The sequence below is a fragment of the Longimicrobium sp. genome, assembly GCF_036388275.1.
In the GTDB taxonomy this organism is placed as follows: Bacteria; Gemmatimonadota; Gemmatimonadetes; order Longimicrobiales; family Longimicrobiaceae; genus Longimicrobium.
The window spans coordinates 1-17453 of the sequence record NZ_DASVSF010000054.1; the positions used below are offsets into that span (position 1 = coordinate 1).

Annotated in this window: 18 protein-coding genes and 1 rRNA gene; 14 read left to right on the forward strand and 5 right to left on the reverse strand. The window is 70.4% G+C overall.

What is annotated here, in order from left to right; all coding sequences use genetic code 11:
- Together rrf and VF632_RS11125 are read left to right on the forward strand one after the other, a co-directional pair.
- Positions 1-115 (forward strand): 5S ribosomal RNA (gene rrf, locus VF632_RS11120); the annotation flags it as partial.
- A gap of 330 nt (positions 116-445) precedes the next feature.
- The gene (locus tag VF632_RS11125) at positions 446-919 is read left to right on the forward strand and encodes a plastocyanin/azurin family copper-binding protein (RefSeq protein WP_331022958.1); all 474 of its coding nucleotides are present in this window, start codon (positions 446-448) and stop codon (positions 917-919) included.
- A gap of 76 nt (positions 920-995) precedes the next feature.
- Here VF632_RS11125 and VF632_RS11130 read toward each other — a convergent pair whose 3' ends face one another.
- Positions 996-1292 (reverse strand): metal-sulfur cluster assembly factor, encoded by a 297-nt coding sequence (locus VF632_RS11130; RefSeq protein WP_331022959.1) that lies wholly within the window; start codon positions 1290-1292, stop codon positions 996-998.
- A gap of 156 nt (positions 1293-1448) precedes the next feature.
- Between VF632_RS11130 and VF632_RS11135 the strand changes: the two genes are divergently transcribed.
- The 7 genes from VF632_RS11135 (at position 1449) to VF632_RS11165 (ending at position 8856) form a co-directional block, all read left to right on the forward strand.
- Entirely contained in the window at positions 1449-2555 is a 1107-nt protein-coding gene (locus VF632_RS11135; RefSeq protein ID WP_331022960.1) for an ATP-dependent 6-phosphofructokinase, read from the forward strand.
- A 283-nt stretch (positions 2556-2838) separates the two neighbouring features.
- A complete protein-coding gene (locus VF632_RS11140) occupies positions 2839-4206 on the forward strand; it encodes a sensor domain-containing diguanylate cyclase (protein ID WP_331022961.1) in 1368 nt (455 codons plus the stop codon).
- A gap of 147 nt (positions 4207-4353) precedes the next feature.
- Entirely contained in the window at positions 4354-4653 is a 300-nt protein-coding gene (gene yhbY, locus VF632_RS11145; RefSeq protein ID WP_331022962.1) for a ribosome assembly RNA-binding protein YhbY, read from the forward strand.
- Between the two features lie 109 nt (positions 4654-4762).
- A complete protein-coding gene (locus tag VF632_RS11150) occupies positions 4763-7096 on the forward strand; it encodes a S9 family peptidase (RefSeq protein WP_331022963.1) in 2334 nt (777 codons plus the stop codon).
- 277 nt (positions 7097-7373) lie between these two features.
- Positions 7374-7664: a hypothetical protein gene (locus tag VF632_RS11155; RefSeq protein WP_331022964.1), complete on the forward strand. Its 291-nt coding sequence runs from the start codon at positions 7374-7376 to the stop codon at positions 7662-7664.
- 493 nt (positions 7665-8157) lie between these two features.
- Positions 8158-8505, forward strand: a complete 348-nt coding sequence (locus tag VF632_RS11160; RefSeq protein ID WP_331022965.1) for a hypothetical protein — start codon at positions 8158-8160, stop codon at positions 8503-8505.
- A 6-nt stretch (positions 8506-8511) separates the two neighbouring features.
- The gene (locus tag VF632_RS11165; protein ID WP_331022966.1) at positions 8512-8856 is read left to right on the forward strand and encodes a hypothetical protein; all 345 of its coding nucleotides are present in this window, start codon (positions 8512-8514) and stop codon (positions 8854-8856) included.
- Between the two features lie 59 nt (positions 8857-8915).
- Here the strand turns inward: VF632_RS11165 and VF632_RS11170 are convergent, their stop codons facing one another.
- Positions 8916-9428: an LEA type 2 family protein gene (locus VF632_RS11170; RefSeq protein WP_331022967.1), complete on the reverse strand. Its 513-nt coding sequence runs from the start codon at positions 9426-9428 to the stop codon at positions 8916-8918.
- Between the two features lie 244 nt (positions 9429-9672).
- Between VF632_RS11170 and VF632_RS11175 the strand changes: the two genes are divergently transcribed.
- The 4 genes from VF632_RS11175 (at position 9673) to VF632_RS11190 (ending at position 13884) form a co-directional block, all read left to right on the forward strand.
- On the forward strand, positions 9673-10737 hold the full coding sequence (locus VF632_RS11175; RefSeq protein ID WP_331022968.1) for a DUF2383 domain-containing protein: 1065 nt from the start codon (positions 9673-9675) through the stop codon (positions 10735-10737).
- A gap of 13 nt (positions 10738-10750) precedes the next feature.
- Entirely contained in the window at positions 10751-11569 is an 819-nt protein-coding gene (locus VF632_RS11180) for a hypothetical protein (RefSeq protein ID WP_331022969.1), read from the forward strand.
- A 133-nt stretch (positions 11570-11702) separates the two neighbouring features.
- Positions 11703-12428, forward strand: a complete 726-nt coding sequence (locus VF632_RS11185) for an SURF1 family protein (protein ID WP_331022970.1) — start codon at positions 11703-11705, stop codon at positions 12426-12428.
- Positions 12429-12531: 103 nt separating this feature from the next.
- Positions 12532-13884, forward strand: coding sequence for a CBS domain-containing protein (locus VF632_RS11190; protein WP_331022971.1), 1353 nt, complete (start codon positions 12532-12534; stop codon positions 13882-13884).
- Between the two features lie 77 nt (positions 13885-13961).
- On the opposite strand, the gene fabF is transcribed toward VF632_RS11190, so the two are convergent.
- The 3 genes from fabF to VF632_RS11205 form a co-directional block, all read right to left on the reverse strand.
- Positions 13962-15218 carry a beta-ketoacyl-ACP synthase II gene (gene fabF, locus VF632_RS11195; RefSeq protein WP_331022972.1) on the reverse strand — a complete coding sequence of 419 codons (1257 nt, stop codon included), beginning with the start codon at positions 15216-15218 and terminating at the stop codon, positions 13962-13964.
- Between the two features lie 70 nt (positions 15219-15288).
- Positions 15289-15945, reverse strand: coding sequence for a response regulator transcription factor (locus tag VF632_RS11200; protein ID WP_331022973.1), 657 nt, complete (start codon positions 15943-15945; stop codon positions 15289-15291).
- A 97-nt stretch (positions 15946-16042) separates the two neighbouring features.
- A complete protein-coding gene (locus VF632_RS11205; protein ID WP_331022974.1) occupies positions 16043-16780 on the reverse strand; it encodes a cytochrome c biogenesis CcdA family protein in 738 nt (245 codons plus the stop codon).
- A 155-nt stretch (positions 16781-16935) separates the two neighbouring features.
- On the opposite strand from VF632_RS11205, the gene VF632_RS11210 reads away from it, so the two are divergent.
- A complete protein-coding gene (locus VF632_RS11210; RefSeq protein ID WP_331022975.1) occupies positions 16936-17439 on the forward strand; it encodes a GNAT family N-acetyltransferase in 504 nt (167 codons plus the stop codon).
- The last annotated feature ends 14 nt before the right edge of the window (positions 17440-17453 follow it).

Sequence of the window (17453 nt, forward strand, 5' to 3'; positions counted from 1 at the left end):
CGGTGGCTATGGCGCGGGGGATCCACCCGATCCCATCCCGAACTCGGAAGTGAAAACCCGCTGCGCGGATGGTACTGCCGGGGCCACCCGGTGGGAGAGTACGGCGCCGCCGGCCTTTTATTCCGAACGCCCGCCCTGATCTTCGTGATCAGGGCGGGCGTTTGGCGTTTCTACCCCACAAACAACAGAGGCCTCACGCAGAGGCGCAGAGAGAGAACGGCGACACCTCTCCTGCGTCTCTGCGGCGCTGCGTGAGTCATCGCTGTAGGACTTTTCCCCACATGAAAGCACGGAATCGTACGGAGCATTCGTACGCCACCAGACCGTAAATCGGTATTGTGCCGGGGCTTGCGGGCGGGTATCTTCCGGCTCGCTCAGGGAACGAGCCTGTGCGACCGACTTCGACACCTTTAGGAGAGAGTTGATCACGATGACTCGCGATCTGATGAAGCTTCCGGCCATTGCGCTGCTCGCGCTTGCGGCCGCATGCGGCGGCGGCGATGAGCAGACTGCTTCCACCGACACGGCGGCGCAGGGCACCGAGACCGCGGCGGCCCCCGCCCCGGCCACGGATGCCTCCGCCCCGGCGCCGGCGCCCGGGTCGGGCACCGTGCACGACGTCAAGATGGTGACCACCCAGAACGGCGCCTCCGGACAGTTCGAGCCCGCGGCGATCACCGTAAAGCGCGGCGACCGCATCCGCTGGACCATGGCCGACGGCACCGCTCCGCACAACGTGTCGTTCAGCCTGGCGCAGGGCAACCCGGCCGGCTTCACGCCGCCCGCGGACAGCCCGCTCTACACGCAGGCGGGGCAGAACTTCGAGGTCCCGGCCGACTGGGCGCCCGGCACGTACAACTACGTCTGCATGCCGCACGCCGGCATGGGCATGCGCGGCACGATCACGGTTACCGAGTAACCCCGGTTTCCGCGGCACGAAAAAGGGGAGCCGTCCTTCGGGGCGGCTCCCCATTTCTTGATCGATGTCTCCCCGATCAAAGGCCCAGCGCGGCCCGGATCGTGGGGTTGATGCGGTCTGCCGACCAGGGCGGCGAAAACGTGAGCTCCACCTCGGCCTGCTCCACGCCGGGAACCGACTCCACCGCTTCGCGCGCCTTGGTCAGCAGCTCGCCCGCCACGGGGCATCCCGGCGACGTGAGCGACATCGTGACGTCCACCCGGCCCCCATCGATCTTGATGTCGTAGATCAGCCCCAGCACCACAAGGTCCAGCTTGAGCTCGGGGTCCTTCACCTTGCGCAGCGCCTTGCGCACTTCCTTTTCGTCGACCATTCCCATTCGTCTCCTGATCCGCCCCGGCCCGTACGGCCGCGGCGTTCCGCGGAAGCTGTCCCCCCGTGGCGGGTGTGTCAACCCGCGCTTGCCCGCCCGCCGCGCCTGCGTATCTTTCCCGCGCCAGGATGCCGCCGACTCCGCACCGTGAAAGCCATGTCCGACAGCAGCAAGACGAAGGTCCGCCGGATCGCCATCAACACGGGTGGCGGGGATGCCCCGGGGCTGAACGCCGTGATCCGCGCGGCTACCCTGGCCGCCCTGAACGAGGGGTGGGAGGTGTTCGGCATCCGCCGGGGATACATGGGCATCCTGGAGGGCGAGGTCGACGGCGAGGAGGGGCTCTTTCCGCTGACCGCCCAAGCGGTCCGCGGGATCACCCACCTGGGCGGCACCATCCTGGGCACCACCACCCGCGGCAACCCCTTCGGTCTCGAGGTGCGCCAGCCTGACGGCACCTGGGGCACGGTGGACCGGTCGGACGAGATCGTGCAGCGCTTCCGGGAGTGCGAGATCGACGCTCTGATCGCCATCGGCGGCGACGGGTCGCTGAGCATCGCGCACGCGCTGCACCAGAAGGGGCTGCCGGTGATCGGCGTGCCTAAGACCATCGACAACGACCTGAGCGCCACCGACGTCACCTTCGGCTTCCAGTCGGCGGTGGAGGTGGCCACGGACGCCATCGGCCGGCTGCACAGCACCGCCGAGGCGCACCAGCGGGTGATGGTGGTGCAGCTGATGGGACGGCACACGGGGTGGATCGCCCTGGAGTCGGGGCTGGCGGGTGGCGCCGACGTCATCCTGATCCCCGAAATCCCGTACGACATCGCCAAGATCGCCGACAAGGTGCGGGAGCGCGATCTCCAGCGGCGCCGTTTCAGCATCGTGGTGGTGGCCGAGGGCGCGCGGCCGCGGGACGGCGAGGCCAGCTACGCCGACGAGACGGGGCGCTACGGCGGCATCGCCGACCGCATCGCCGCCCAACTCCATGACGCGACCGAGAAGGAAACCCGTTCGATGGTACTGGGCCACATCCAGCGCGGCGGGGAGCCCATCGCCTACGACCGCAGCCTTGCGCTTCGCTTCGGCGCGGCGGCGGTGCGCTGCATCCGCGAAGGCCAGCTGGGCACCATGGTGGCGCTGCAGGGCAACTACATCCGCGCCGTTCCGCTGGGCGACGCCATCCGCGACATCAAGCGCGTGCCGGCGGATTCGGAGTTGGTGATGACGGCGCGCCAGCTGGGCATTTCGTTCGGCGACTGATCTCGCAAATCGCGGCAGCCGTGGCATCTCCCGCCAGCCCTCCACGCCCTGGCGGGAGCGCGCGGCCGATAGTGATCAGGGCCGAACCGCGTGCGGGGCAAGGAGTTCCGCTCGCCGCTCCCTACAAATCGGCCTGATTGTGCGTACGGCCCCGTTTTCGCTACCTGCACTTGTCTACTGGCGCGTGCGGCTGTTAGAGTAACTGCACCACGCTCCGGTATCAGCCAGCCGCCCCGGCCTCCCCGCCGGGTCTGCCCCGCCCGGGCCCCTATCCCTCGCCACGATGCACGTTCGCATGGAAGCGCCGCCGCGCTTGCGGGCTACCGCGGAAGACGCGGGCGATTCCGCAGGGCCGCAGGTGCCCGCGGTGTCGCAGGCATTCGCGGCCGTTCCGCTGCTGGGCACGCCCACGCAGGTGGCGCAGGCGTGCGTGGATGCCGTGCGCGCGCTGACCGGTGGCCCGGCCCGGGTGGAGGTGCCCACGCGCCCCGTGCCGCTGGCCGTGGGTGACGACGCAGAGGGGCTGGTGCCGCTGGCGGGCTTCGACGCGCCCGGAGGGCAGGGAAGGGTTCTGGCGGGCGCCCACACGGCCCTGTACGACCCCCAGGCGGTGCAGGCCGTCGCCGAGCAGCTGGAGCGGGTGTGGGCGGTGCAGCAGCACCGCGCCGCGCAGACGCTGGAGCTGGACCAGCTTCGCTTTCACCTGGGCGCGCTGCAGCAGGTGGCGCGCACGCTGGCCGTGGTTCGCGGCGCGGAGGAGACGGAGCGGCTGGTGCTTGACTCGGTGGGCGAGGTGTTCTTTGCCTGGTGGGCGGCGCTGTACCACACCGAGGGCGAGCAGTACACCTGCCGCGCCGTGCGCTCGCTTCGTGGCGAGTCGGTGGCGTTCGCCATTCCGGGCCGGGTGGTGCGGGCCATCGCGGCCCCGGGCCAGCCGCCGGTGATCCCCCCCGAAGACGCGGAGATCCGCGACCACGTGCCGGCCGAAGTGGCCGTGGTGGCGCCGCTGGACTTCGGCGACGAAGAGGCGGGGCTGCTGATCCTGGGCCGCCGGATGACCGACGCGCCGTACGAGCCGCACGACCTGGCCCTGCTGCGCGCCCTTGCCGACTCGTCGGCCATCGCGCTGCGCAACGCCGAGCTGCTGGACCGGCTTCGCGCGCAGGCCACCATCGACCCGCTGACCGGCTGCCACAACCGCCGCGGCTTCGATGAGATCCTGGAGAACGAGCTGGCGCGCTCGCAGCGGTACAACCGGCCGCTGTGCCTGGTGCTGCTGGACATCGACCGCTTCAAGGCCATCAACGACGACTTCGGCCACGAGGTGGGCGACCACGCGCTGCAGCGGATCGGGCGGGCGGTGCGGCACGCGTTCCGGAGCACCGACAGTGCCTGCCGCTACGGCGGCGAGGAGTTCGCCCTCGTCTTTCCCGAGACCACCAAGGAAGAGGGGCTGAAGCTGGCGGAGCGGCTGCGGGTGCTGGTGGAGGCGCTGCCCCCCAACGCCGAGGTGCCCCGTCCGCTGACCGCCAGCTTTGGCGTGGCGGCGTTCCCCACCGACGCCACCAGCCACACGGACCTGGTTCGCGCGGCCGACCGTGCGCTGTACCAGGCCAAGAGCAACGGCCGCAACCGCGTGGAACTGGCCTGATCGCTCCAGGTCCAGACGGACCCGCAGCCCCGCCCCGCCTTTCGTGCGCGGCGGGGCTCGCGTTCTCCCCCCTGCACGGCGGCACGCCACTCGCTATCTTGTCCGCGCGAGGCAACGAAACTTCCAACATCGACCGCAGGCCAGGCCGTGGAACTGACTCCCAAGCAGCGGGCGCACCTCAAGTCGCTGGCGCACCACCTGAACCCGGTGCTCTTCGTGGGCAAGGAAGGCGTGACCGACCAAACCGTACGGTCGCTGGAGGAGGCCTTCAACACCCGCGAGCTGCTGAAGGTGAAGATCCTGGAAGCGGCGCCCATGACCGCGCGCGAGGGCGCCGCGGCGCTCGCCGAACGGATCGACGGGGCCGTGGCGGTGCAGGCCATCGGCCGCGTAGGTGTGCTGTACCGGCCCCACCCCGAGAAGCCCGAGATCCAGCTTCCCGGCTGAGCCGCCCCGGCCGGATCCTCCGCGCCCGGCGCCTTGTAGCGCCGGGCGCGTTTGCGTAGACTGTGCTAAGGAATTCGCAGGTATCCCCCTCACCCTCCCTGGAACGTCGATGATGCGTTTTTCTGCTCGGGCCGCGGCCGCGGGCGCGCTTCTGCTCACGCAGGCGGCGCCCGCGCGCGCGCAGACGGCCGCCAACGGCTTCGACCTGTCCGTCCGCAACATCATGCGCGGTCCCGAGCTGGTGGGCCGCTCGCCCGACGAGGTCCGCTGGTCGCCGGACGGCCGCTGGGTGTACTTCCGCTGGCGGCAGCCCGAGGCGCGCGACACGGCGACGCACGTGTACCGCGTGGCCGTGGGCGGCGGCGCGCCCGAGATGCTGCCGGACTCGGTCGCCGATCGGGTCCTTCCCCCGTCCGGCGGCGGGGGGTGGACGCTGGACCGCTCGCGGCGCGCCTTCGAACGGCGCGGCGACGTGTTCGTGGTGGACCGGAATGGTGCCGAGCGCCGCATCACCGACACGCCGGCGCGCGAGCGCGGCCCGGAGCTGTCGCTGGACGGCCGCACGGTGTTCTGGATGTCGGCCAACAACCTGTTCTCCGTCCCCGTCGCGGGCGGGCCCCTGCGCCAGCTGACGGACCTGCGGCTGGACAACGCCCCGAGGACGAACGAGCCCACCGGCGCGCGCGGCGACCTGCGCACCCGGCAGGCGGAGCTCTTCGACGTGGTCCGCGACCGCCGGGCGGAGCGGGAGCGCCGCGAACTGCTGGATTCGCTTCGTGCCACCGTGCGGCCCGCGTACCTGGGGAAGAACACCACCATCAGCTACTTCGACGTGTCGCCTTCCGGGCGGTACGTGCTGCTGGGCGTCAGCGAGAACGTGGAGGGCGACCAGCAGACGATGGTGCCCGCGTGGGTCACGGAAAGCGGCTACACCGAGCCCCTGAACGTGCGCAACAAGGTGGGCGACGTGCAGGACGTGGAGAAGGCCGCCATCCTGGACCTCCACACCTCCCGGCTGACGTGGATCGCCCCTGACAGTGCCCACGCGGCGCGCAAGCTGGCGATCACCCCCGCCGGCTGGGCCCCCACGGAGGACCGCGCGCTGCTGGTCGGCGTTCCGTTCGACTACAAGGACCGCTGGATCTACGTGGTGGGGCCGGATGGGCGCACGACGACGGTGGACGCACTGCGCGACACGGCGTGGGTGGGCGGCCCGGGGCTGTTCACCGCCAGCTGGCTCTCCAACGACCACATCTACTTCGTTTCCGAGCGCACCGGCTACGCGCACCTGTACACCGCACCCGCCACCGGCGGCATGGCGACGGCCATCACCTCGGGCCAGTGGGAGGTGGAGGACGTCACCCTCTCCCCCGACCGGCGCAGCTTCCTGGTCACCACCAGCGAAACACACCCCGGCGAGCGGGCCGTCTACTCGATCCCCGTCGGCGGCGGGCCGCGCACCCGTGTGTCGCCGCTGGAGGGGTGGACCACCGTCACGCCGTCCCCCGACGCGCGCTGGCTGGCGCTGCTGCACTCGACCGCGAACGCGCCGCCGGAGCTGTACCTGATGCCCAACCGCCCCGGCGCGCGGCCGCGTCAGGTGACGGAGTCGCGCACGGCCGAGTTCCGCCGCGGCCCGTGGATTCGTCCGGAGGTGGTGTCGTTCGCCGCGCGCGACGGGCAGACGGTGTACGCCCGCATCTTCCGCCCGCGCGACCTGGGCGCGCAGCCGCACGGGGGCGCGGTGATCTTCGTGCACGGCGCCGGGTACCTGCAGAACGCGCATCGCGGGTGGAGCACGTATTTCCGGGAGTACATGTTCCATCACCTGCTGGCCTCGCGGGGGTACACCGTGATGGACGTGGACTACCGCGGCTCGGCCGGCTACGGTGCGGCGGTGCGCACGGGCATCTACCGGCACATGGGCGGCAAGGACCTGACGGACCAGGTGGATGCCGTGCGGTGGATGGTGGCCCGGGAGGGGGTGGACCCGAAGCGCGTGGGCATCTACGGCGGCTCCTACGGCGGGTTCATCACGCTGATGGGGATGTTCACCGAGCCGGAAACCTTCCGCAGCGGCGCGGCCCTGCGATCGGTGACCGACTGGGCGCACTACAACCACTGGTACACCAGCCGCATCCTGAACCTGCCGCACGAGGACACGCTGGCCTACCGCCGCTCGTCGCCCATCTACTTCGCCGAGGGGCTGCGCGGCGACCTGCTGATCGCGCACGGGATGGTGGACGTGAACGTGCACTTTCAGGACGTGGCGCGCCTGGCGCAGCGGCTGATCGAGCTGGGCAAGACCAACTGGGAGCTGGCGGTGTACCCCGTGGAGGGCCACGCCTTCCAGCGGGCGGATTCGTGGACCGACGAGTACCGCCGCATCTACGAACTGTTCGAGCGCACGCTCAGGCCCGGATCTCCCCCGCTGCCCAACTGACGACGGCCGTTCCGCTCGCGGGGATGACGCAAGCCGATGGAATCCATCGGCTTGCGTTTCGTCGGCGCACTTTGGAACGGTGCTTGCTTTACCGATGCGCACGGAAAGGGCGGAGGATCGCCGCCGGGAAGGGGGAGGGCCATCCGCGCGGGAATCATCGATCTCGCACATCTGGTTGGTGGTCAAGGGGATGGCACACGGGTTGCTTTACGATGGGGCACACGACGATCGAGAGCTGAGCAGGCTGACGAATAGAGGGAACCCGAAGGAGGCCGCTATGAACCGGATCGTGAAGGAGCTCGCCGAGGCCCTCCCGCAGCCCAAAGGCCCGTTTACGGATGCGGAAGCGCTCGAGCTGCTGATGGCGTACCGGAAGGATCCCTCCAACGTGCCGTGCCCGATGTGCGGGCCCGACACCATCGAGGTCCTGGCGTTCATCGAGCCGGAGATCGACCCCAACGGGTTTGCGTCGGTCACCAATCCCGAGGGTGAGTACGCGGCGGCGCTATACTGCCACAAGTGCTTCAGGGCGGTGGGTATCCTGGCCGGAACGGGCAAGGAAGCCTGAGCAGGGCCGCGGGTTGGGGGACCCGCGGAGCAGGGTGCCGGGCCGGACGTTGGGGGACGTTCGCCGGCACGGGTGGGGTGGTGATGGGGGGAGCAGGACGCGGGTTGGGGGACCCGCGAGATGGAAAGCTTCATGGGGTGTGACAGGGGGAGTGAAACGAGAAAGGGAGCGCTTCGGCGCTCCCTTTCTCGTTTCTGCAATTCGGTGCTTTCACACGCTGGCGTGATCGGTGTCGGCGCCTCCGGCCGTTCCTTGCGCGGCGGATGTGACGTGATGCCAAATTGTTGGCGGGCAGGCGGATGGCGCCTCCGGTTCGCCCCGGCCGCCCACGTGAAGTGGTGCGGCCGGTGGCGCAAACGATTGTCTTGACTGTCAGCTTCGGTCCGTGCAAATTAGACGCACGGTGCAGGTTTGCGCTTCACGTCGAGAGTGCCGGCCGGAGATGAGAGACCCGTTCGCGAACGCCGCGGTGCAGCTGCTCGGATATCCGCTTATGCTCACACTGGTCGGCATGTACACCCGCCGGCTGGGCAGGCGCGAGGGAGACCCTACCCCTCGTCGCAACGATTGGGCGATCGGAACGACGCTCCTGTTCATGACGTTCGGCATCGTCGTAAGCGACATCCGGCTGGCCGAGGCGGGAACCGACGTGTCGCCAGCGATCGGCTGGCTGCTGGTCCTCGTGCTCGCGTTGCTCATGTCGGTCGATGTCGATCGCGAGCACTCGTGGCAGCGCGACGGAGGGAAACTAACAGGAACGAAACGCTTGCTGGTCGGCATCGTTCTGCCCGATACCTTCGCGCTCGTGATATACACGGTGTACCAGGTGCAGAAAGGATAGGTCGTCATGGAACCTACGGTGAGAAACCTGCGCCGGCTGATGTGGGCGGCACGAGCCATCGAGGTGCTGCGTTTGTCCTGGTACGGCGTGTACCTGGTGTTTGTGCTGCTCTCGTTTGTTCTCGATCCGTGGATACTGTACGCAGGGGCCGCATACAGCGCGGTCATCCTGTTCCTGGGACGGGTGGTTATTCCCCGGGTCCGCCTGCGCATCCGGGCGACGGCGGTGGCACTGTACGCATCGCAAAGCATCAGCCCCGACCAGTATGACGAAGCCTGCATGCGCGCCCAGGATGCCCTGTTCCGGTGGCGGCCGGGAACCGGTCCTCCCTTGCCGCCGCAGCCGTTCTGAAAGCCGAAGCCCCTCCGTCGTGGGCACGACGGAGGGGCTTCGTTCCAGCAACCCTTGGCTCAGCGGGTGACGCGCAGGTCGCCTTCGAGCAGCCGCATGGGGCCGAAGCTGGGCTGGCCCAGCAGCCCGGCATCCACCCCGATGGTGCCGTTCAGCTGGTAGTTGATGCCGCGGCCGGAGAGCGCATTGCGGGCCACGTCCAGCAGGCCCGGGACGTCGCTGAAGTCGATGGCGATGTCGATGGGGATCACCGTTTCGCCATTCGCCTGCATGGGCACGCCCAGCGGAAAGCTGACGTCGGCGGCCTCGCGGCCGGAGAGCGACAGGCTGCCGATCAGCCGCGTGAGCGTGAGGCCCACCGGGTTGGGGTTGCTCACCCGCGCGTACAGCCGCACGGCCGCGCCGCCGGTGGGGCGGTCCATCGACGGCGGAAGCAGCCGGAGCTGCGCCTGCTGGCCGCTGTCCACGCGGAAGGACGGGGCCTGTAGCACCTGCTCGAGGCCCAGCCCGGCGCATCCGGACAGGGCGGCGAACATGATGGTGAGAAACGAGGCTCGAACTGCCAGTCTCATGGGGTATCTCCTTACTTTTCCCGTACGCCGGGGCGCTCCGTCCCACTGACGGCCTTCCCGCGTCGCCGTCCGTGCAGTGCAAGGACAGCGCCCGCTGGTGCGGCGTCCGACGCCCTTCCCGGGCGCGTCCCCGCTGAACGGGGAGGGTGGAACGGCTCGTGCATGGCCGCGCCCTCCCGAGCCGCGCGGGCACGGCGCGGCAGAGCAGGACCGGGACAAGGGATTCTCACGGAGGGAGGAAGCGGTGGACACCGATACGACACGCCCGGAGGTGGGAACCGTACCGGCGGCCACGGCCGAGATCCTGGACGGGTTGAACGACCTGCTCCAGCTCGACCATGATGCCGTCGGCGCGTACGAGATCGCGATGGAAAAGCTCAAGGACCGCGACCACGCGGCCCAGATCGCCGGGTTCCTGCGCGAGCACGAGCGGCACATCCGCGAGCTGAACGAGCTGATCTCGGAGCTGGGCGGCCAGCCGAAGAACCACCCGCACCTCACCGGGCCGTTCAAGCTGGCGTTGCAGAGCCTGGCCGGCCTGGCGGGCGACCGCGGCCTGCTCACGGCTTTCCGCCACAACGAGCTGCAGGTGCGCGCCAAGTACGACACGTACGCGGCCAAGGCCAACTTCTGGCCCAACAACATCAAGCGCATCATCGACCGGGCCGCGCTCGACGAAGAGCGGCACTACCGCTGGGTGTCGGACGTGATGGCGGCCATGGGGCTGGGCGCGGGCGAGGGCCCGGAGCTCGACGCGACCAACGCCGCCCGCGAGCACCTGATGGCGCACGGCTCGCGCATGGACCAGGTGCGCGACACCGTATCGGACGTGGCCGGGCAGGCGCGCGAGACCGTTTCGGAGGTGGCCGGGCAGGCGCGCGAGACCGTTTCGGACGTGGCGGAGCAGGCGCGTGAGCGTGCGGCCGTGATGGCCGAGCAGGCCCGCACCCTGGCGGTGCACGCCCGCGTGCGCGCGGCCGAGCTGGCCGACCAGGCGCGCGAGAAGGTACGCGCGTCGGGCGTGGCCGACTCGGTGGCGGCGGGCGCGGGCGCGGTGCGCAGCCGCGTGGAGGCCGTGATGCACCCGGCACCTCGCGCCGACCTGTACGGCGGGGCCGCGCTGGGCGACGGCGACTACCGCCCGCCCAGCACCGATCCCATGACGCAGCTGCGCGACGGCGTGCAGACGGTGGCGGCCGGCGCGCGCGGCGCCGGAGACCAGTTCGAACAGCGGTACAACGAGCGTCCGCTCCAGACGCTGGTGATCGCCGGAATCGCCGGCTTCTTCATTGGCCGGCTCCTTCGCTGACCGGGAGTGACCTATGGCTGACCTGAACGTAACGCGTGGGGACGACGATACCGTCCCCGACGTGGCGCTCGCCGGCGGGGCCGTGCCCGGGCGCGTGACCCATCCCGAAGTCGTGATCACCCCGTCGTCGGGCCACACGGCCGCTGCCTCATCGACTCACGTGACGGCTTCCGCGTCCGTCCACACGACGGCGCCCGGGACCATCGCCGACGTGAGCGACCCCGAGCTGGCGCGCCTGCAGATCGAGCAGACGCGCGCGCGGATGTCCGACACCATCGAGCAGATCGAGGAAGCCCTCGTCCGCAAGCGGGCGCAGGTGGAGGAGAAGCTCGACGTGATGGCCCCCGTGCGCCGCAAGGCGCGCGAGAACGCCTTCCCGCTGCTGGGCGGCGTGTTCCTGGCGGGGCTGGTGCTGGGGTACCTGACGGGCGAAAGCGACGAGGACGAGGCGGCCCGCCCCGCCATCCGCGAGTTCGGCATGAACCAGGACGTGCGGGGCCGCGCCGCCTACAGCACCCACGCGCAGGAGAAGGCGGAGCTGTGGGAGCGCCGCGCCCGCCGGCTGATGGAAGTGGCCAACGAGCAGGAGGCGGAGCTGACGGCCCTGCGCGGCGAAACCGGCGAGGAGCGGCCCCGCCGCGGCCTGCTGCGCCGCCGCCGGAGCGCCCCCGCGTATCGCGAGGAGTTCGACGAGGTGTCGGCGATGGGGGTTGCCGGCTCCGTTCGGACGACGGGGGAGTACGATGGCATGCCGCTGCACGAGGCCGACTCGTATCCGCCTCGCGGCGACGACGGCGGCCTGGGACGCGATCCTCTGCCCGCCCCGATCTGATCCGGGCGCGAGTGGGGAGCGTGAGCGGGGCGCCGGCCATGGAGGCTGGCGCCCCGTTTCCGTCCCCTTCCGCAGCGATTACCTTTTCGCTTCGTCAGGCCTGGATCTCGTTCGACCAACCCGCATCGATCCCGTGAAGTTCACCGTGCGCGGCATTCTCGCCGCCGTATTCGTTTTGCTCGTCGCCGGCGTGTGCGTGCGACTGGGGCTGTGGCAGCTGGACCGGCTGAAGGAGCGGCGCGCCCGCAACGAGGCGGTGGGCACCGCGACTGCCCAGCGTCCGCTGGTGCTGGATGCCACCACGGCCGCCGCCGTCACGTCGGATCCTGACGCGTACGTCTGGCGCCGTGTGCGTGTGCAGGGCCGTTACGCGCCCACGGGCGCCGTCGTGCTGCGCGCCCGCGCCCGCGAGGGGAATCCGGGGGTGCACATCGTCGCGCCGCTGGTGCTGGGGGACGGGCGCGTGGTGATGGTGAACCGCGGCTGGGCGCCCTCGCCCGACGCGGCCACGATCGACCGCTCCGCGCTGCGGCCGGACACGGGTGAGGTCACCGTGACCGGGGTGCTGCTGCCGGTGGAGACGCGTCCCGACGGCGGGATGCCCGCAGGGCGCGTAGGCGACGATACCACGTACCGGCGGCTGGACCTGGCTGCCCTTCGCGCGAGGGCGCAGGGCGAGGTGCTGCCCGTGCACGTGCAGCAGCTGGCGGACGGCGCCGTGCCCGATCCTCCCATCCCCGTGCCGCTGCCGGAGATGGGCGAGGGGAACCACCTGAGCTACGCCGTGCAGTGGTTCAGCTTTGCGGCCATCGCCGTGATCGGATTCGGCGTCGTCGCCCTGCGGCGGAGGAGGACGTAGGACCCGGTTGCGGGGTATCCATCTTGCACCCGCCGTCCCTCCCTCTCCCCCGTGCGGGGAGTGAGTTTTGGAAGGCCAGGTCACCAGAACGAGGAGACGAGGCATGGCAAGCTACGGACGCGACTACGGCCAGGACCGCGGGTGGTTCGGCCAGGGTGGGTACGGCGGTGGTGGGGGAAATCGCGGTGGCGCCTCGCGTGGCGGTGAGTACGGCGGCATGGGCTCGGACGCCGGTGGCGGCCAGAGCGGCGGCTTCTCCGGCTTTGGGCCCGGTGGCGGGGCGTACGACAACGAATTCGGCGCCGGCGGGTACGGCGGCGCGCGCGGCGGCTCCGGCTATGGCGGGTACAGCACGGGCAGCGGCGGCTCCGGCGGTGGGGGCTACTCCGGAGATGCCGACTGGGGCAGCGGCCGCGACCGGCAATCCGGCGGGTACAGCTACGGCGGCCAGGGCTTCGGCGGCGGGATGTACGGCGGCGGCCAGGGGTACGGCGGCTACGGCTACGGAGACCCGGGCTTCCGCGGTGAGTCCGGCGGCGGCTACGGCGGGGGTGGCTATGGCGGGGGCTCCTACGGCGGCGGTGGTGGCGGCGGCGGGTACGGTGGTGGTGGGCAGAACTCCGGCGGGTACGGCGGGGGATGGAGCAGCGGTGGCCGGGGCGGCTACGGCGGCGGGTCGTTCGGCGGGGGCCAGGGCGGCGGCTCCGGGTTCGGTGACCCGGGGTACGGCGGCGGGCAGCAGGGCGGCGGCGAAGAGCTGCGGCGCCTGCGCGCGGCCGACGTGATGACCGACAACCCCGAGACGGTGACGCCCGAGACGTCGCTGGCCGACGCCGCGCGCAAGATGCGCGACCTGGACGTGGGCATCATCCCCGTCGTGGAGAGCGAAAGCAGCAAGCGCCTGCGTGGCGTGCTCACCGACCGCGACATCGCCATCCGCGCCGTCGCCGACGGGTTGGACGCCAACTCCACCACGGTCAGCCAGGTGATGACCACCCAGGTGGAAACCTGCAACAAGAACGACTCGCTGCGTGACGTGCTGAACGTCATGGAGCGCGAGCAGGTGCGCCGCGTTCCCATCACCGACCGCGAGGGCCGGCTGGTGGGGATCATCGCCCAGGCGGACGTGGCGACGGACCTGGACAGCCGCGAGGGCCGCTACGAGCTGGCCGAGGCGGTGGAGCAGATCTCCGAGCCCGGGCAGTCGCGCGGCCGCGGCGGCAACTGGGGCGGTCGCTCCGGTGCGGGCGGTGGCGGGTTCCTGGGCAGCGTGCGCAACCTGGCCCAGAACGTCACCGGCGGGCGGCAGTCGCACGGCGGAGGATACTCGGCCGGCGGATCGACCGGCGGCGGAAACTCCTCCGGCACCAGCCCGTCGGCCGGGCGCTCCAGTGAGTCGAACACCTCCGGGGGACTCGACGACACGGCGGATGGCCACGAGGGCGGCAACGGCTGACGCCCCCGCCGCGGTGGAATGAAAACGGGAGGCCCGGTGATCCGGGCCTCCCGTTTTCGATCCTGCGCCGTCGATCGTCAGCCGTCGAAGCGGCGCAGGACGAGCGTGGTGTTCGCCCCACCGAAGCCGAACGAGTTGCTGAGAACCACGTCCAGCGCCTGCTCGCGCGCGGTGTCGGGAACGTAGTCCAGGTCGCACTCCGGGTCCGGCGTGCGCAGGTTGATGGTCGGCGGGATGATGCCGTCGCGGATGGCCATCGCGCAGACGCCCGCCTCGATGGACGCGCTGCCGCCCAGCGCATGGCCGATCATCGACTTGGTGGAAGACACAGGCACTCGGTCGGCATGGGCGCCCAGCACGGAGCGGATGGCGCGCGTCTCGGCCGCGTCGCCCACCGGCGTGGACGTGCCGTGGGCATTGATGTACGACACCTCTTCCGGGGCCAGGCCGGCGCTGCGCAGGGCGGCCTTCATGGCCCGCGCCGCGCCCGCCCCGTCCTCTGGCGGCGCGGTGATGTGGAACGCGTCGGCGCTCATGCCGAACCCGATGATCTCGGCCAGGATGGGCGCGCCGCGCTCGCGGGCGCTTTCCAGTTCCTCCAGCACCAGCACCCCGCCGCCCTCGCCGTGCACGAAGCCGCTGCGCGTGGCGTCGAACGGGCGCGACGCGGTTTCCGGCGTCTCGTACTGGGTGGCGAGGGCGCGCGCCGCGGCAAAGCCGGCGAAGGAGATGGGCGTCAGGCAGGCCTCGGTGCCGCCGGCCAGCATCATCCGGGCGTCACCGCGCTGGATGGCGTGGAACGCCTCGCCGATCGCGTGGTTGCTGCTGGCGCAGGCAGAGACGGGGGCGTAGCTGGGCCCCTGCGCGCCGGTGCGGATGGCGATCTGCCCGGCGGCCAGGTTGATGATGCTGGCGGGGATGAAGAACGGCGAAACGCGGTTCATCCCCTTTTCGCGCATGGTCTCGGAGGTCTCCATGATGGAGATCAGCCCGCCCATGCCGGAACCGACGATGGTGCCCGTCTCTTCCGGATTCGGCACGGGCCCGAGCCCGCCCAAGCCCGCGTTGACCATGGCGTCGTGCGCGGCAACGAGGGCGTACTGGATGAACCAATCCATCCGCCGGGCGTCCTTGCGGTCGATCACCGGATCGGCGCTGAAGTTCTTCACCTCGCCGGCGATGGCGATCTCCGGGGCCAAGCCGGGAAGCTGGCACCGGGTGAGCGGGCCGACGCCGGAACGGCCGGCCCTGACGCCCTCCCACGTGTCGGCGGCGTTGTTGCCCAGCGCGGTGACCATCCCCACGCCCGTGATGACGACCCTGCGGTTCTCCACCGGCATATGTTTCCAACGGGTGCTCGATTGTCAGGCACAGGCGGCACGGCCATCGTGCGCGCCCCGGGTTTTACTCGGCCTTCAGCAGCCCGCGCCGGAGTGCGAAGCGAACGAGCTCGCTGCGGTGGTGAAGGTCCAGCTTCTCCATGATCCGCGCGCGGTAGGTGTCTACCGTCTTGGGGCTGATGAACAGCTTCTTGCCGATCTCGCTGCTGCTGAAGCCCTCGACGGTGAACCCCAGCACCTCGCGCTCGCGCTCCGTCAGCTTTCCGAGCGGATCCTCTTCGCCCGGCTCGGCCTTTTGCTTCAGGCCGCGCAGCAGGAGCTTGGCGCCACTGGGATACAGGAACACGTCGCCGGCGGCCACGGTGCGGATGGCCTCGATCAGCTCCTCGTCGGCGCTGCTCTTGGTGACGTAGCCGCTTCCCCCCGCCTCCAGCACAGGGAGCAGGTGCTCTTCTTCGCCGTGCATCGTCAGCACCAGCACGCGGGCGGTGGTGCCCAGCGCGGCGATTTGCCTCACGGCCTCCAGCCCGCCCATGCCGGGCATCGACAGGTCCATCACCACCACGTCGGGGCAGGTCTGCGGCACCTTCATCACCGCTTCCTCGCCCGTGCCCGCCTCGCCCACCACCACGAACCCGGGCTCCGCCTCCAGCAGCGCGCGCAGGCCGGAGCGCAGCATCGCGTGGTCGTCCACCAGGAGAATGCGGATTTGTGGAGGCATGCGCCGTCCGGGCTTGGGATTCAGGGGAGGAAAACAGGACCGCCGCGGGGCCGGAATCTGGCCCGCGGCGGGTGCGAAAGCAAGCGCAGTCGACGGATCAGAGTCGCGTGGACAGCCACTCCGGCGTCCACCGGGCCAGCTGCGCGGTGAGCAGGGTGAACTGGCCCGTGAGCATCAGCACGCCAAGAACGAGCAGCATGGCGCCGCTGATGCGGTTGATCCACGGAAGCCATCCCCGCATCCGCCGGAACGCCGACAGGAAGCGCTGGATGAGCAGCGTGCTCAGCAGAAAGGGAATCGCCAGGCCGGCGGAGTAGACGGCGAGAAGGCCCATCCCCTCGCCCATGCTGCTGCGCGTGGCCGCGAGCGTCAGGATACCGCCCAGCACCGGCCCGATGCACGGGGTCCAGCCCGCGCCGAAGGTGACGCCGACGAGAACGGTGCCCAGGTACCCGGCGGGCTTGTCGGCCAGGTGCATGCGCCACTCGCGGCCGGCGCCGGGAAGGCGAAGGATGCCCAGCAGGTACGCGCCGAACAGGATCAGCATCACGCCGCCGATGCGCTCCAGCCAGGTGGTGGCGTAGCGCATCATCCCGCCCAGAAAGGTGGCGGACGCGCCCAGGAGCATGAAGACGGCGGTGAACCCCGCCACGAACAGCAGCCCGTGCACCAGCGCCGTGCGCCGCGCGCGCAGCTCGTGGTCGGCCAGCTCGTCCAGGCTCATCCCCGTGATGAACGTGGCGTAGCTGGGCACCAGCGGCAGCACGCAGGGCGAAAGAAAGCTGAGCAGCCCTGCCGAAAAGGCGACGAACAGGCCCAGGGACTGGGATTCCATGCGGCGGAGCGGTGGATGTCGGGGCGCAAGGCAACGCGAACGGACACAAGAAGATGCCCACATCGCGCGCATCTGGCAATCCGGCGCCCTTGCCGGGCCTGACGGGCGATGGTCGATTGGCGTGTGAAGCAGACGACGACAGACGAGGATTGCCGATGGAAGCGGAGAGCGGCGCACAGCCGTTCATCCTGCGGACCCACCAGCCGGGGGACGTGGGATGGATCGTTCAGCGGCACGGGGAGCTGTACTGGCGCGAGTACGGCTGGGACCAGCGCTTCGAGGGGCTGGTGGCCGACATCGCCGCGAAGTTCCTGCTCCAGCACGACCCCGCGGTGGACCGCTGCTGGATCGCGGAGCGCAACGGCGAACGCGTGGGCTCGGTGATGCTGTTCCGCGACACGGACGAGGTCGGCCGGCTGCGCCTGCTGCTGGTGGAGCCCTCCGCCCGCGGCTTGGGCGTCGGCGCCGCGCTGGTGGACGAGTGCATCCGTTTCGCGCACCAGGTGGGATACCGCACCATGCGGCTGTGGACCAACGATGCCCTCGTCTCCGCGCGAAGGATCTACGAGGCGAAGGGCTTTCGACTGGTGGACGAGACGCGCCACGAGATGTTCGGCGCGGCGTCCATCGGCCAGACGTGGGAAAAGGACCTGGGATGAAAAGCGGCGGGGGG

Excerpts from the sequence above, each read along its gene's own strand:
- VF632_RS11125 (WP_331022958.1), top strand. The coding sequence starts at position 446 with ATGAAGCTTCCGGCCATTGCGCTGCTCGCGCTTGCGGCCGCATGCGGC.
- VF632_RS11130 (WP_331022959.1), bottom strand. The coding sequence starts at position 1,292 with ATGGTCGACGAAAAGGAAGTGCGCAAGGCGCTGCGCAAGGTGAAGGAC.
- VF632_RS11135 (WP_331022960.1), top strand. The coding sequence starts at position 1,449 with ATGTCCGACAGCAGCAAGACGAAGGTCCGCCGGATCGCCATCAACACG.
- VF632_RS11140 (WP_331022961.1), top strand. The coding sequence starts at position 2,839 with ATGCACGTTCGCATGGAAGCGCCGCCGCGCTTGCGGGCTACCGCGGAA.
- VF632_RS11150 (WP_331022963.1), top strand. The coding sequence starts at position 4,763 with ATGATGCGTTTTTCTGCTCGGGCCGCGGCCGCGGGCGCGCTTCTGCTC.
- VF632_RS11155 (WP_331022964.1), top strand. The coding sequence starts at position 7,374 with ATGAACCGGATCGTGAAGGAGCTCGCCGAGGCCCTCCCGCAGCCCAAA.
- VF632_RS11160 (WP_331022965.1), top strand. The coding sequence starts at position 8,158 with ATGCTCACACTGGTCGGCATGTACACCCGCCGGCTGGGCAGGCGCGAG.
- VF632_RS11165 (WP_331022966.1), top strand. The coding sequence starts at position 8,512 with ATGGAACCTACGGTGAGAAACCTGCGCCGGCTGATGTGGGCGGCACGA.
- VF632_RS11170 (WP_331022967.1), bottom strand. The coding sequence starts at position 9,428 with ATGAGACTGGCAGTTCGAGCCTCGTTTCTCACCATCATGTTCGCCGCC.
- VF632_RS11180 (WP_331022969.1), top strand. The coding sequence starts at position 10,751 with ATGGCTGACCTGAACGTAACGCGTGGGGACGACGATACCGTCCCCGAC.
- VF632_RS11190 (WP_331022971.1), top strand. The coding sequence starts at position 12,532 with ATGGCAAGCTACGGACGCGACTACGGCCAGGACCGCGGGTGGTTCGGC.
- VF632_RS11200 (WP_331022973.1), bottom strand. The coding sequence starts at position 15,945 with ATGCCTCCACAAATCCGCATTCTCCTGGTGGACGACCACGCGATGCTG.
- VF632_RS11205 (WP_331022974.1), bottom strand. The coding sequence starts at position 16,780 with ATGGAATCCCAGTCCCTGGGCCTGTTCGTCGCCTTTTCGGCAGGGCTG.
- VF632_RS11210 (WP_331022975.1), top strand. The coding sequence starts at position 16,936 with ATGGAAGCGGAGAGCGGCGCACAGCCGTTCATCCTGCGGACCCACCAG.